Annotated in this window: 14 protein-coding genes and 1 tRNA gene; 10 read left to right on the top strand and 5 right to left on the bottom strand. The window is 33.9% G+C overall.

The annotated features are described in order from the left end of the window. Positions 1 to 26 precede the first annotated feature (26 nt). From E1J38_RS09495 to E1J38_RS09505, 3 genes are all read left to right on the top strand, one after another. Positions 27 to 671 (top strand): peroxiredoxin, encoded by a 645-nt coding sequence (locus E1J38_RS09495; protein WP_133356572.1) that lies wholly within the window; start codon positions 27 to 29, stop codon positions 669 to 671. A 183-nt stretch (positions 672 to 854) separates the two neighbouring features. After that, the gene (locus E1J38_RS09500; RefSeq protein ID WP_133356571.1) at positions 855 to 1,169 is read left to right on the top strand and encodes a thioredoxin family protein; all 315 of its coding nucleotides are present in this window, start codon (positions 855 to 857) and stop codon (positions 1,167 to 1,169) included. Next, on the top strand, positions 1,150 to 1,407 hold the full coding sequence (locus E1J38_RS09505) for a DUF6952 family protein (RefSeq protein ID WP_133356570.1): 258 nt from the start codon (positions 1,150 to 1,152) through the stop codon (positions 1,405 to 1,407). Before E1J38_RS09500 ends, E1J38_RS09505 begins: the two co-directional genes overlap by 20 nt. Positions 1,408 to 1,642: 235 nt before the next feature. Here E1J38_RS09505 and E1J38_RS09510 read toward each other — a convergent pair whose 3' ends face one another. From E1J38_RS09510 to katG, 3 genes are all read right to left on the bottom strand, one after another. Continuing rightward, positions 1,643 to 2,134, bottom strand: coding sequence for a hypothetical protein (locus tag E1J38_RS09510; RefSeq protein WP_133356569.1), 492 nt, complete (start codon positions 2,132 to 2,134; stop codon positions 1,643 to 1,645). Between the two features lie 160 nt (positions 2,135 to 2,294). Further along, a complete protein-coding gene (locus tag E1J38_RS09515; RefSeq protein ID WP_133356568.1) occupies positions 2,295 to 2,765 on the bottom strand; it encodes an ankyrin repeat domain-containing protein in 471 nt (156 codons plus the stop codon). Between the two features lie 136 nt (positions 2,766 to 2,901). Next, a complete protein-coding gene (gene katG, locus E1J38_RS09520) occupies positions 2,902 to 5,094 on the bottom strand; it encodes a catalase/peroxidase HPI (RefSeq protein WP_133356567.1) in 2,193 nt (730 codons plus the stop codon). A 238-nt stretch (positions 5,095 to 5,332) separates the two neighbouring features. Here katG and tpx point away from each other — a divergent pair, with 238 nt between their 5' ends. From tpx to ribB, 6 genes are all read left to right on the top strand, one after another. Then, a complete protein-coding gene (gene tpx / locus E1J38_RS09525; RefSeq protein WP_133356566.1) occupies positions 5,333 to 5,833 on the top strand; it encodes a thiol peroxidase in 501 nt (166 codons plus the stop codon). Between the two features lie 2 nt (positions 5,834 to 5,835). Further along, entirely contained in the window at positions 5,836 to 6,207 is a 372-nt protein-coding gene (locus E1J38_RS09530; RefSeq protein ID WP_133356565.1) for a diacylglycerol kinase, read from the top strand. Positions 6,208 to 6,311: 104 nt separating this feature from the next. Further along, a complete protein-coding gene (locus E1J38_RS09535) occupies positions 6,312 to 8,690 on the top strand; it encodes a DNA translocase FtsK (RefSeq protein ID WP_133356564.1) in 2,379 nt (792 codons plus the stop codon). Positions 8,691 to 8,709: 19 nt separating this feature from the next. Continuing rightward, positions 8,710 to 9,348 carry an outer membrane lipoprotein periplasmic chaperone LolA1 gene (lolA1, locus tag E1J38_RS09540; protein WP_133356563.1) on the top strand — a complete coding sequence of 213 codons (639 nt, stop codon included), beginning with the start codon at positions 8,710 to 8,712 and terminating at the stop codon, positions 9,346 to 9,348. Positions 9,349 to 9,411: 63 nt separating this feature from the next. Continuing rightward, a complete protein-coding gene (locus tag E1J38_RS09545; protein WP_439653977.1) occupies positions 9,412 to 11,754 on the top strand; it encodes an LptF/LptG family permease in 2,343 nt (780 codons plus the stop codon). Positions 11,755 to 11,775: 21 nt separating this feature from the next. Continuing rightward, positions 11,776 to 12,936, top strand: a complete 1,161-nt coding sequence (gene ribB, locus E1J38_RS09550) for a 3,4-dihydroxy-2-butanone-4-phosphate synthase (RefSeq protein ID WP_186525850.1) — start codon at positions 11,776 to 11,778, stop codon at positions 12,934 to 12,936. On the opposite strand, the gene E1J38_RS09555 is transcribed toward ribB, so the two are convergent. Beyond that, a complete protein-coding gene (locus E1J38_RS09555; protein ID WP_133356561.1) occupies positions 12,933 to 14,132 on the bottom strand; it encodes a DegT/DnrJ/EryC1/StrS family aminotransferase in 1,200 nt (399 codons plus the stop codon). The two genes, ribB and E1J38_RS09555, sit on opposite strands and share 4 nt — an antisense overlap. 88 nt (positions 14,133 to 14,220) lie before the next feature. Continuing rightward, positions 14,221 to 14,853 carry an NAD(P)H-dependent oxidoreductase gene (locus E1J38_RS09560; RefSeq protein ID WP_133356560.1) on the bottom strand — a complete coding sequence of 211 codons (633 nt, stop codon included), beginning with the start codon at positions 14,851 to 14,853 and terminating at the stop codon, positions 14,221 to 14,223. 184 nt (positions 14,854 to 15,037) lie between these two features. Between E1J38_RS09560 and E1J38_RS09565 the strand changes: the two genes are divergently transcribed. Further along, positions 15,038 to 15,122, top strand: a tRNA-Ser gene (locus E1J38_RS09565). Positions 15,123 to 15,307: the final 185 nt, after the last annotated feature.

Here is a 15,307-nt window from a genome sequence, read left to right on the forward strand (position 1 = left end):
TAATTAAAATTTAAAAACAAATTAATATGGCATTTGTAGGGAAAAAATTTCCAAATTTAAACGTAGACGCAATGAATGAGATGGGCGATACTTTTAAATTAAACGTATTAGAAGAAGCAGTAAACAACAAGAAAAAAGTGGTGTTATTTTGGTACCCAAAAGATTTTACTTTTGTGTGCCCAACAGAATTACATGCATTTCAAGCTGCTTTATGTGAGTTTGAGAAAAGAAACACTATTGTAATTGGAGCATCTTGTGATACGCCCGAAGTTCACTTTGCTTGGTTAAATACCGAAAAAGACAATGGCGGTATAGAAGGTGTTACGTATCCACTTTTAGCAGATTCTAACAGAAATCTAGCGTCTACTTTAGGTATTTTAGACATCACAAACGAAACTTATAACGAAGACACTGGAGCTGTATTGGTTGAAGGTGATAATGTAACTTACAGAGCAACCTATATCATTGATGAAGATGGCATTGTACAACACGAAAGTATTAATAATATGCCTTTAGGTAGAAACGTACAAGAATACATTAGATTAGTTGATGCTTTAACACATGTTCAAGAAAAAGGTGAAGTTTGTCCTGCAAACTGGGAAGAAGGAAAAGAAGCTATGAACGCCAATAGAACGGGGGTAGCAGAGTATTTAGCAGCCCACGTAAATTAAGAATTCCTAGTTCCAATAAATAGCCACCCTAAATTAGAGTGGATTTTACAATTGGCAAGAGTAAAATTTGTATCGAGAATTAGATTTATTACATAAACAGGTTCTCGATACAATTTCGGTTTTCTTATCGAAATCACTCGAACTGACTAAAAGGAATTTAATTTTTAAAAAATTAAAAATATTATGGTAAAAGAATTAGATCAAGATAATCTACAAAGTTTAGTTTCAGAGAACAAAACCGTAGTGGTACAATATTCAGCAACATGGTGTGGTAATTGCCGTATTATGAAACCAAAAGTAAAGAAGTTAGCTTCAGAATTAGAAGATGTAACATTTATTATTGCCGATGCTGAAAAGTTTCCAGAATCTAGAAAGTTAGCCACAGTTGATAATTTACCAACCTTTGCTACGTTTAAAAACGGAACTTTTGTTAACCAAGTACAAACCAACAAGTTTGATGTTTTAAAAGACTTAGTCAATGAAGTTACCAGTAATTAAACACCTAACGCAATTTATTGAGGATAACGACGAAGATTTTGTTGTTGAATCTATTGAAACATTAGAAGCATTGACCGTGGTACCCTCATTAAAAGATGAAGAATTAGATGTTATTGGAGAGTTAATCTCTAATATGTATGGTGCTATTGAGGTTAATAAAATGATAAAAGATGGAACACCTAAAAAAGAGGCTTTAAATAGTTTTATGCAACGGGTTCTTGGTTCCATAGATAAGTAACTGAAAAAGAAAAATGGAAATTATAAACCACTTCAAATTGAGGTGGTTTTTTTATGGTTTAAAATTGACTTTGTAGAAATTTTCGTCTACCTTCGTTTAACGGTTACGTATAACCGTCAGTTACGGGTTTAAAGTTAATGATTTTCGGTTTAGCACAGACGTTAGCAATTCCGAGTGGATTCGGACGTAGTCGAATCCGCCGTAATTGCGGTTATACATTGTTGGCAACTGGCTTTTATTCTTTCAGTTCGTTTTTAAACAATTCCGCTAATTTTTTTCTGTCAGTTTCGTTTTTCAATATATTTTGTAACCAAATTTGTGGTTGTTCAGTTGCACTTTTATATTCTTTGTCTTTATATTCTTTAAACTCCGAAAAGTCAAACCAATTCTTTTTGTGAATGTGCTGAAGTGAATAAACAGCCATTTCTCCGTTCGTTGCTCCAAAAAATGGGCAAGTATGGATTTTCGTTTTCGTTGTGTCAGAAAGTTTAGTGATAAGAAATTCAGTCAGTTTTCCTTTGTCGTTATCTGAGAATTTTTTCCATTCCGTTTCGCTGAAAACGAGTGGTTTTTCCTCTCTTTTAAATTCCGTTTCATTAACATACTGTTCTCCACCTAAACAACCACCTTTCTCAAAAACTAAAACGTTCCACAATTCAGATATCGAGTCAGTTTGCGTTATTTTAATCAATTCTGTTCTCTCAATTTGAGCAATTTCCGTTTTCAATTCCGATTGATTTTTACACGAAATCAAAGTTAAAATCAGAAGTAATATGTTCAATGAGTGTTTCATTTTCAGCTTGTTGCCAACAGCCGATAAAAGCAATTGAAACTGATTTTATCTTTTAGTTAAACGAAAAAACCGGAAATTGGGTCTATACAATAACCTATTGCAATACCCCTACCATAGCCTTTAACCCTTTTTCATTTGCATAGTCTAAAGCCGTCTTACCTTGGCCATCCTTAATAGTTTTATCTGCATTTTGCTTTAATAAAAAGGTTACCATATCAACTTTGTTATACATAGTGGCAAAAATTAACGGTGTTACACCTTGGTTATTTTTTGCATTTACATAAGCTCCATTTTTAATGAGCAAATTAGCAATTTCCTTATTACCCTTAAATGCTACTCCTATAAGTGCGGTATTACCAGAAGCATCAGTAGCATCAACATAGGCCTTATGCTTTAGGAGTACTTCTACAATACCTTTTTTATCAAAATAAGTAGCAAATATTAAAGGTGTAAAACCTCTTTGATCTTTTGTGTTAACAAGATTTGGATGTGCTTTTATAAGGGTTTCAACACGGTTTGCATCACCAGATTGAATGGCTTCAAGAAATATACTAATATCAGTCATTATTTTTTCTTCTAATAAAATTATTGTTTGTATTCTATTCTAGTAATTGTTTAGTAGGTTTTAATTAAAACAAATTGGGATAAACACAAGGACTATGTTTACCCCAATCTTAACTAAAACTAACAAAAAACTAAACTTATTTTAAATCAAATCTATCAGAATCCATGACCTTAGCCCATGCTGCAACAAAATCTTTAACAAACTGTTCTTCTCCATCATCGGCACCATAAACTTCGGCAATAGCTCTTAGTTCTGTATTAGAACCAAATATTAAGTCGGCTCTAGTGGCTAAAAATTTCACAATGCCTGTTTTTCTTTCTTTTCCTTCAAAAATAGTGTCATCTTCAGAAGTCGCATTCCAAGTATAACTAAAATCTAAAAGGTTGGTAAAGAAATCATTGGTTAAATGTCCAACATTATCAGTAAACACACCATAGTTAGATCCATTATAGTTGGTACCTAAAACGCGCATACCCCCAATTAAGGCTGTCATTTCTGGAACAGACAAGTTCATTAAATTAGCTCGGTCTATTAATAAATCTTCTGCATCAACTTTTAAGCCTGCCTTCATGTAATTTCTAAAACCATCTGCTAAAGGCTCTAAATATCCAAAAGATTCTAAATCGGTCTGTTCTTGAGTAGCATCTCCTCTACCTTGTGAAAAAGGAACTTCAATGTTATAACCCGCATTTTTTGCTGCTGCTTCAACACCAGTGTTTCCTGCCAATACTATTAAATCTGCCATGGAGACCTCGTCTTTAAAAGATTTTTGAACACCTTCTAAAACATGCAATACCTTTTCTAATTCGGCTGGGTTGTTTACCTCCCAACTTCTTTGAGGCTCTAATTGCAGACGCCCACCGTTGGCACCACCACGCTTATCAGAATCTCTGTATGTTGAAGCCGAAGCCCAAGCTGTAGTTACCATTTGTGAGATACTTAAACCAGAAGCTAATATCATTTTTTTGATAGATGTAATGTCCTCATCACTTAGCTTATAATTAACTTTTGGAATTGGGTCTTGCCAAATCAATTCTTCTTGTGGTACTTCTGGACCTAAATAGCGATCTATTGGTCCCATATCACGATGTGTTAACTTATACCAAGCACGTGCAAATGCGTCCTCAAAAGCAGCGTGATCTTTATGAAAACGTTTTGAAATCTCTAAATATTTAGGATCTGTTTTTAATGCGATATCTGCAGTAGACATCATTAAAGCCTGTGTACCATCACCACTTGCTGCTGGTGCTTTTCTTGCATTGGTATCTTTGGGTGTCCATTGGTGTGCACCTGCCGGACTTTTTGTTAATTCCCACTCGTAATTAAGTAGTACATCAAAGTAATCATGATCCCATTGTGTTGGATTTGGCGTCCAAGGCCCCTCTAAACCACTTGTTATGCTATCATCTAATACACCAGATTTATAAGTGTTTTTCCATCCTGTACTCATTTCTTCTATGGATGCACCGTGTGGCTCAGGCCCCACATATTTATCAGGGTCTGCAGCTCCGTGTGCTTTACCAAAAGTATGGCCTCCTGCAACTAAAGCTACAGTCTCTTCATCATTCATAGCCATTCTACCAAAAGTAATTCTGATGTCATGAGCAGATTTCATTGGGTCTGGTTCGCCATTAGGTCCTTCTGGGTTTACATAAATTAATCCCATATGAACGGCACCTAAATGCCCTTCTAAATCACCATCGCTAGTATCATAACGATCATCATTATCTAACCATCCGGTTTCAGATCCCCAATACACATCCTCCTCGGGTTGCCAAACATCTTCACGACCTCCAGCAAATCCAAAGGTTTTAAATCCCATGGATTCTAAAGCACAGTTTCCTGCTAAAATCATTAAATCTGCCCATGATAATTTCTTTCCATATTTCTTTTTAATAGGCCAAAGTAATAATCTGGCTTTATCTAAATTACCGTTATCTGGCCAACTATTTAAGGGCGCAAAACGCTGAGTTCCAGAAGCGCCTCCTCCTCTACCATCGCCTACTCGATAGGTTCCTGCACTATGCCATGCCATACGAATCATAAAAGGCCCGTAATGACCATAATCTGCTGGCCACCAGTCTTGTGAGTCTGTCATTAAATCAATAACTTCTTGTTTTAATGTTGCAAAGTCTATACTATTAAATGCTTCAGCATAGTTAAAATCTGCTTTGTATGGGTTTGGACTTTTACCATGTTGGCGTAAAATATTAAGTTTTAGTTCATTTGGCCACCAATCACGGTTTCTTGTACCGCCGCCTGCTGGTTGTTTTTGAGTGCCACTCATAAATGGACATTTACTAATGTCATTACTGTCTGTGCTGTGCATAATATTTTGTTTTAGAGTTACATATTTTGTGAATACCCTAAAGTTACTAAATGTTAGCAAAAAAAGTCGTCAAAAATATTTTAATAAGTTATATTAGAATTGATAAAACTTATAGTTGATTAAAAAACAATAGTTTTATGATATAGTTGCAAAATTGTACTTAAAAAGAAATGTAAAAATTTAAACTAACGAAGTAATTATTGTTATTTTAGTTGACTTAAAAATTAAAACAAAAAAAATGGCAACAGTAACACTAAAAGGTAATCCCATAAAAACTTCTGGAAACTTACCTAAAGTTGGAGATAAAGCTCCTGATTTTAATTTAACAGCAACAGATTTATCTACAAAGAGCTTAAAAGACTTTGCTGGAAACAGAATTGTGTTGAATATTTTTCCAAGTATTGATACAGGAACTTGTGCAGCATCTGTTAGACAATTTAATAAAGAAGCAAGTGGATTAGAGAATACAAAAGTATTATGTATATCTAAGGATTTACCGTTTGCACAAGCACGTTTTTGTGGAGCTGAAGGTTTAAGCGATGTTGTAAATCTTTCAGATTTCAAAACAGGGGCATTTGGTGAAGCTTACGGTGTTAATTTTATTGATGGCCCGCTTGAAGGTTTGTTATCAAGAAGTGTTGTAGTTATTGATGAAAATGAGACGGTACTATACACCGAGCAAGTTGCAGAGACTGTTGATGAACCAAACTATCAAGCTGCGTTAGAGGTTTTAAGCTAATAATGAGCAAGAAAAAAGAATCCTTCTTGGTAAACCGTTTAAAAAGTATTGGATATGCTTTTAAAGGTGCTATGTATCTCATCAAAACAGAGGCCAGTATTAAAATTCAGTTATGTATAGCTGTTTTGGTTACCATAGCAGGATTCTTTTTCAAAATATCTGCTATCGAATGGGTTTTACAATGTTTAGCAATTGCTATGGTAATGTCTGTAGAAGGCATTAATACGGCTATTGAAGATGTGGCCGATTTTATCCACCCTGAGCATCACAAAAAAATTGGAATTATAAAAGATATTGCAGCAGGAGCCGTTTTTATATCTGCTTTTTTTGCTGCCCTTATTGGTCTCATTATATACTTACCAAAGATTTTTTAATAATAATATTCTAACTAGGATAAACGTTAGTAATTTGTATTTTTGTGGCACTGTTATCCAATTCAAAATTAAACTTGATTTGGAACCTCAATTTGAAATCTTTGATGGCGAAGAAAAAAACCAACACTAAAAAAACTCCAAAGAAAAAACTTAAACTTCCAAGTTTTAAACTATCTAGCCAGCAAAAGCTTGTGTTTGGTAGTTTTCTAATTATTTTTGGTGTAGTGCTTTGTATTGCCTTTGTTTCTTTCTTTTTCACAGGAGAAATAGACCAAAGTACACTATCAAATTTTTCATCTAGAGAGGTGAAAACCCAAAATTGGTTACGTAAATCTGGGGCTTGGTTAAGTGACTTTTTTATCCAAAGAGGATTTGGAGTAGCGTCTTTTATTTTTGCTGGTCTTGTATTTTTATCAGGGATTTATGTTTTAATGAATCTACCTAAATCTAGATTACGCAAACATTGGTTTTGGGGTACTTTAATAGTTATTTGGCTCTCTGTTTTTTTTGGTTTTTTTTCACAGACTAATGACATCCTTGGAGGTACTGTTGGGTTCGAAATTAATAGCCTTCTTCAAGATTATTTAGGTAAAGTAGGTACTTCACTCCTATTACTTTTTGGATTAATTACCTATTTGGCTATTCGCTTTGGTGTGACTTTCGAAAGCATTTCCAAACTCTTTAAGTCTGCTAAAAAAGATATAAAACATGAACTATCAGATTTAAAAGAAGACACTTATATTACAGTAGATAATGCATTATCAGATGAAGCAGAAGCTATCAAAACTGCTTTTGAAATTCCGTTGGAGGATAACAAAAAAAAGGCGTCAAATCCTGTTAAAGAAAATATATCAATAGAGGTAGATACCCCATTGGAAGAAAATAATGATGAAGAATCTGGTATTGAAATAAAAGTTGAACAAATTGCCGAAGAACTATCTGAAACTGATAATCTAGCTAACAAATTGGTTGAAGATTTTGGACAGTTTGATCCTACTTTAGAATTAGGCAAATATCAATTTCCGCCTCTAGATCTTCTAAAAAAGTATGACACAGAGAGTATCACTATCAATCAAGAAGAACTAGAGGAAAACAAAAACCGAATTGTTGAAACCCTTAGCAACTATAAAATTGGTATTGCCAGTATTAAAGCAACTATTGGCCCTACGGTAACACTCTATGAAATTGTTCCGGATGCAGGTATTCGTATATCAAAAATAAAAAACTTAGAAGATGATATTGCTCTGTCATTATCTGCTTTAGGGATTAGAATTATTGCACCTATTCCAGGTAAAGGAACCATTGGTATTGAGGTGCCCAATAAAAATGCCACCATAGTATCTATGCATTCTGCCATTTCATCAAAAAAGTTTCAAGGCTCTAAAATGCAGCTGCCTATTGCTTTAGGTAAAACCATCAGTAATGAAACTTTTGTTGTAGATTTAGCAAAAATGCCTCACCTTTTAATGGCCGGGGCTACAGGTCAAGGTAAATCTGTTGGTTTAAATGCCGTATTAACTTCATTACTATACAAAAAGCACCCTGCCGAAGTAAAGTTTATTTTAGTTGATCCCAAAAAAGTAGAGCTTACGTTATACAACAAAATTGAACGCCACTATTTAGCAAAATTACCAGATAGTGAAGAAGCTATTATTACAGACAATACTAAAGTTATAAATACATTAAACTCACTTTGCATTGAAATGGACAACCGCTATGAGTTGTTAAAAAATGCCATGTGTAGAAACATATTAGAGTATAATGCTAAGTTCAAAGCCAGAAAATTAAACCCCAATGATGGCCACCAGTTTCTTCCGTACATTGTTTTAGTGGTTGATGAGTTTGCAGATTTAATTATGACCGCTGGTAAAGAAGTAGAAACCCCTATTGCGCGTTTAGCTCAATTGGCCCGTGCCATTGGTATCCACTTAATTATTGCCACCCAGCGTCCATCTGTTAATGTTATTACAGGTATTATTAAAGCTAATTTCCCTGCCAGAATTGCGTTTAGGGTAACTTCTAAAATTGATTCTAGAACTATTTTAGATGGTTCTGGTGCAGATCAATTGATTGGTCGTGGTGATATGTTATTCACTCAAGGTAATGACATGATACGTATTCAATGTGCTTTTGTAGACACACCTGAAGTTGAAAAAATAACAGACTATATTGGAGCGCAAAAAGCATACCCAGACGCTTATTTATTACCAGAATATGTAGGTGAAGAAAGTGGCACAAGTCTTGATATAGACATAGAAGACAGAGATAAACTGTTTAAAGAAGCTGCCATTGTTATTGTAACTGCACAACAAGGATCTGCCTCTTTATTACAAAGAAAATTGAAATTAGGATACAACAGAGCCGGTAGGCTCATAGACCAATTGGAAGCAGCTGGTATTGTGGGACCGTTTGAAGGTAGTAAAGCAAGACAGGTTTTAATTCCTGATTTAACAGCGTTGGATGCTCATTTAGAAAATGAATAATTTTACACAGAAAACAAAAATGAAGAACATATTTGCCATAATAGTATTTACTTTAACAACATGTTTAGGGTTTGCTCAAAATAAGGGAAAAGCATTGTTAGATGAAGTTTCAGAAAAAGTGAAGACCTATGAGAATATTTCAATAGATTTTAAATATACCCTTGAAAACCTATCGGAAAACATCAAACAAGAAACTCGTGGTGATGTAGTGATGCAAGGCGAAAAATACAAATTAAATATATTAGGTGTGACGCAACTTTTTGATGGAAACAAATTATATCTTATTAGTTCTGAAGATGAAGAAGTTACTATTACATCTCAAAATGAGGATGAGGAAGATGCTATAACACCCAGTAAAATGCTATCATTTTATGAGGAAGGGTATACGTATCAATTAGATATTCAGCAAAATATTCAAGGACGTAAAATTCAATATGTGAAATTAATACCCATTGATTCTAACTCAGAATTAAAAAGTATTCTACTTGGTATTGATGCGCAAACCAAACATATTTACAACTTAATTCAAATAGGAAAAAATGGGTCTAAAACAACATTAACCGTTAATTCTTTTAAAACAAATCAACCCATATCAAAAACCTTATTTACCTTTGACACCAAAAAATATCAGGATTATTACATCAATAATTTAGATTAGGTTTTTCCATTGAAAATTTTAGACAGATACATACTAACAACCTATCTTAAAACTTTTATCAGTGTGTTTGTAATACTCATACTGATATTTATTTTACAAACCCTTTGGTTGTATATTAAAGAATTGGCTGGTAAAGATTTAGATCTTCCTGTAATAGCCAAATTCTTAATGTATTTTTTACCAAAGCTCATACCACTTATTTTACCGCTTACAATATTGTTATCCTCAATCATGGTATTTGGTAGTTTTGCAGAAAACTATGAGTTCGCCGCTATGAAATCTACTGGTATTTCTTTGCAGCGGGCCATGTCTGGTTTAAGTATATTTATTGTAGGACTCGCTATTACCACGTTTTTCTTTTCTAATAACGTTATTCCGTGGGCAGAACTTAATTCTTATAATTTAAGACGCAACATTGCTAAGCTAAAACCTGCCATGGCCATTGCGGAAGGGCAGTTTAACGAAATAAACAATTATAACATTAAAGTTGAAAAGAAAAGTGGTGAAAATGATAAGTTTCTTGAAGATGTAACGATACATATTAAGGGTTCTGACGGAAGAAAAAATGCAACGACTATAAAGTCTAAAACTGGTGAATTAGCTAGTAGAAAAGATTCTGATGTATTAAAATTAATTCTTTATAACGGAAATTATTACAGTGATGTAACCCCCTCAAAACCGGAGGAAAGAAAAAAAATCCCATTTGCCAAAAGCTCCTTTGAAAAGTACATTATTAACATTGATTTGTCTGAGATGGATAATGTAGATTTAGATGATAAATCATACACAGACAAGTACAATATGCTTAATATAAGGGGGTTAAATAAAGCTATAGATTCCATTGAAAATAGAAAAGCAGATAGCTATGGTAACCTGTCTAAAATTTTAATACAACGGTCCTCTGTAGCCACCAAACAAAGTGTTGTAAAAACAACAGAAAGTGAAGTTGAGAAAGAGCAACCTATTGATTCCATTAACTACTCAGGTAGCATTTTAGACTTATTTAATACCCGAAAAAAATTAGAACTTATTGAATCTGCATCTAGAGGTATAACGAGTGCTCAACAAATTATTTCGTCAAAAAAAACGTCTTTTAAAAGAGAAAAAACAGAGTTAAACAAACACTATATTTCATTACATGAAAAATTTGCTTTAGGATTTGCATGCATTATTCTGTTTTTTGTTGGTGCACCGCTAGGTGCCTTAATAAGAAAAGGAGGCATTGGCCTACCAATGGTAATAGCTATTCTATTGTTTTTAACATATCATTTTATAGGTATATTTGCTACTAACAGTGCTAAAAATGGCAGTTTTAATCCCATTTTAGCAACTTGGTTCTCTACTTTAATTTTACTTCCGTTAAGTATATTTCTAACTAAAAGAGCTACAGCAGATAGAAAGATTTTTGAAGGAGATGGCTTATTTGAATTCCTAAAGAATGTATTCAGAATTAAAAAGAAAGAGACTAAAAAAGACACTTCTACATTTGATATTTCTGATACCGAATATGACGCTTTAAACAGCTATGATAACAATAAGCTTATAAATATTGCTAAAAACCACAAAGAATTTGGTTATAAAACTATTTACAGAAATACGGCATTAGCAATTTTAAACAAGCGCGGAATAACTAATGAACAATTAAAATTCTCAGGTGATTTTACTAACAGAGAATATGAACAAACCATTACCCTTAAGAATAAATTTGAAGAAGATGCTAAACTTACCCTTATACTATATGTTTTAGCTTATCCTATTACCATTATTGGAGGCGTTTTTAAGAATAATTGGTTTCCTTCTTTAGGAGTTTCCTTATTGATTGTTGGTATCATATTTTGGGGGCTTTTTATAGCATCATTCATTAAAACAGTAGTGGGTGAAACCAATTATAGAAAACATGTTGGAAAAGGTATAAACGTTAATTATGTACTCCTTCATGTTTTAGGAATACCTCTCTATTTTGTGGTTTATTTTTTGCAAAAAGAAGAACTAAAAAAAGATTTAAACTTAGGAATTACTGAAAGTAACAATATAAACGAAAAGAATATAGAATTAGACAGAGCATCAAAAGTAATTTTAAAAAATTATCACGATCACTCAAAATTTACCATAGTCCTTTATAGTGTAGGTATCGTTTTATTTTTCCTATTCTTTATATTTAAAAACAATAAACTACCTCAATTAGAGTTGGCATCCATTCAGTTAAGTATTGTTTCGTTAGTATTGTTTGTAATATATTATATAAAATCAATACTAAACATCAAACAATTGTATAATCGTACTAAAAATGGAAAAAAACCTCCTATTTTACTCCTAATACTTGGAATTATATTTTACGTGATTGCCTACCCTCTATTAGGAAAAAAGATTAAAGAAGACTTTGGGATTAATACTTTAGATTCCTAAAATAAGCAATATCTTTGCCACATGACTGTGAATACTATGACAAAAGAAGCCACCCAACAATATAAATTAAACACTATACATGAGGCCATTGACGACATCAGGAATGGTAAAGTCATTATTGTTGTTGATGACGAAAATAGAGAAAATGAAGGTGATTTTGTTGCAGCTGCAGATAAAGTAACTCCGCAAATGATAAACTTTATGGCAATTCATGGCAGAGGACTTATATGTGCACCTTTAACTGAGAGTCGTTGTAAAGAATTAGACCTCAATATGATGGTTAGAAACAATACCGACCCCATGGAAACAGCTTTTACGGTTTCGGTAGATTTAAGAGGTGGAGGTGTTACAACAGGTATATCTGCAAAAGATAGAGCCACAACCATAAAGGCCTTGATAGACCCAAACACGAAACCATTTGAATTAGCACGTCCTGGACATATTTTTCCTTTAATTGCTAAAGATGGTGGTGTTTTAAGAAGAACTGGGCATACTGAGGCTGCCATTGATTTTGCAAGACTAGCAGGTTTAAACCCTGCTGGGGTTATTGTTGAAATCATGAATGAGGATGGTAGTATGGCCAGATTACCAGAACTTTTTGAGGTTGCCAAAAAACTCGATTTAAAAATAGTTTCTATTGAAGATTTGGTAGCATACCGTATGCAACACGACTCTTTAATTGAAAAAAAGGAGGATTTTCAAATTGAAACACGATTTGGAAGTTTTAGATTAAGAGCATATAAACAAACTACTAATAATCAAGTACATATAGCATTAACAAAAGGTCAATGGAAAGATAATGAAGAGGTTGCTACTAGAATTAATTCTACGTTAATTAATAACGATATTTTAGGCACCCTAACAAACAACGTTGATAAGCAACTTGATGACATGTTCAAAGTGATAAATAAAGAAGGTAAAGGCGCTATTATCTTTATCAATCAAGAGTCTCAATCAATGAATATTTTAAAACGTTTGTCTTTTTTAAAGGAGCACCAAGAACAAGATACAGTAGCTAAGGCACCTAGAATTAATATGGATTCTAGAGACTTTGGCATTGGCGCACAAATTCTTCATGACTTGAACATTCATAAATTAAAACTTATAACCAATTCTGCTCAGACCAAACGTGTTGGATTGATAGGGTACGGATTAGAAATTGTAGATTATATAAGCTACTAAGATTTTAAAGCTGCTTTTATAATTTCTGCCATTTTATTGGCTCTAGCTTTCACTTCGGTTTCTGACCAAGAAAGTTTAATCAAGCAAGAAATATTTCTACCAATGTAGTGATCTGATTGCTCAAAAGACTTAGTTTTTAGATACTTTAAACCCTCTGTAACTTCTTTTGAAATTGGGAAAAGCGATTTTAATTCTTTCAAATGATTCCATTTACGAATGTAATGCCAGTTATTATCGTAATAATTCCAACAAGCATCTACTCCACCAACCTTAAAACCTTCAATAACTTTTCTAGTGGTTTCTAAATCTGGCAAAAAGAAATTTAGAAAAGCACCACTCTCCAGACCTCCTTCTGGAACTGTTCTGAAGGTTACTTCCGGAATTTCACTAAGGGCATCTCTTATAATACTGAAGTTTCGCTTTTGAATTGTTAAAAACTCTGGCAATCGCTTTACCTGTGCTAATCCCACGGCAGCATGCAGTTCTGAAATCCTAAAATTATAACCTAAAAATGGATGTGTTTCTGCTCCACGGTCATTTCCAATATGGTCATGACCATGATCGCTGTAATGATCTGCATTAATATAATAGTCTTTATTATTAGTAATTACTGCTCCTCCTTCGCCACAAGTTATTGTCTTTACAAAATCGAAAGAGAAGCAACCCAAATCCCCAATACTGCCTAAAGGTTTTCCTTTGTATGTGCCTCCAATAGCTTGACACGCATCTTCTACTAATAGTAAATTATGATTTGATGCTATGTTTTGAAGTGTATCCATATCTGCCATACTCCCGCACATTTGCACTACCATTATGGCTTTTGTTTTAGGTGTTATAGCTTTCTCTACAGACTCTGGGTGTAGCCCTAAAGTATCGTCTACATCGACTAAAATAGGAATAGCACCAAGTAGCATTATAGCTTCAAAGCTAGCTACAAATGTAAACGAAGGCATAATTACCTCGTCTCCCGCGCCTACTCCTGCAGCCGCAAGTGCTACTGAAACTGCCGCGGTTCCACTTGAAACCAGTTGAACATGCTTGGACTGAAACGTGCTCTGTAATTCTTTTTCAAGCTCTTTTGCTTTCCAATGGCTTTTACGCATACCGTCAAAACCATAGCGCATTAGTACGCCATTGTCCAGTACATCATTTACTTGTTTTTTTTCGGCATCGCCAAATAATTCAAATCCTGGCATAATTTTATTTTTTGTTTGCGTTAGGGATTGCAGCGAGTTACCATGTAACGCGGAAAGCCCGACCCCTTGTGGGTAACGCCCAAATAATTTATAATTCTATTACAGCTTGTTCAATTGGTTTTCTAACTTTTTTAAACCCTGAAAACATATCATCTTCTGCTCTATATCCTACCGGAAGTAGTAATACCGTTTTTAGTTGTTGTTGTTTTAGGCCTAAAATCTCATCATATTTTGAAGGCATGAACCCTTCCATAGGACATGCATCTATAGCTTCTATGGCGCACACGGTCATTAAATTTCCCAATGCAATGTATGCTTGGTTGGTAGACCATTTTTGACGTTCTTCGATTGACATTTTAGCCATCATATCAATCAACCCCTCGCGATAAGGCTTTAATATAGTTTCTGGGGTTTCCCTGATATCTTTTATGTTGTCGTAATATTGGTTAACATCAATGTTTAAAATATTTTCCTGTATGCAAATGACTAAAAGATGCGATGCATCCAGTACTTGTTTTTGGTTGTATGAGTGCTCTACAAGCTTAGACCTTAAAACTCTATCCTTAATAACCAACATTTTTATGGTTTGCAAACCGTAAGAGGTTGCCGTTAAATTAAATGCTTGTTTAAGAATATTGAGCTTGTTCTCTGGCAATGTTTTATTGCTATCAAACTTCTTTGTAGCATATCGCCACTGTAACTGTTTAATTGTATTAGACATCAACAATTTATTTTGTGCAAAAATAAGGTTTGTAAAGCTTTTTTTTATAAAATGCTGAATAAAATAAATAGATTGAAATACTGCTGTAATTAAATTGAAAAAATTGATGTTTTATTTGAAAGAATTAAAAAAGGGTTCTATATTTGCACCCGCATTCAGGCAGATAGCCTGATGAGACACTTAAGGAGAAATGGCAGAGTGGTCGAATGCGGCAGTCTTGAAAACTGTTGAGGGTCACACCTCCGGGGGTTCGAATCCCTCTTTCTCCGCTGAAATAAAAACCCGCAAATTTTATTGCGGGTTTTTGCTTTTAGTGTCTCGTCCTGAAAAAAGTTGACCATAACATTTAGAACTATGGGAAACAAAAGGCAGTTAAGAAAAAAGCAAGAGTCCCCAAGAAATTACAGTGAGAACTTCAAACGTTTGGTTGTATCTGAATACGAGCAAGGTTTTT

It is taken from the genome of Seonamhaeicola sediminis (assembly GCF_004358095.2).
Classification (GTDB): domain Bacteria; phylum Bacteroidota; class Bacteroidia; order Flavobacteriales; family Flavobacteriaceae; genus Seonamhaeicola; species Seonamhaeicola sediminis.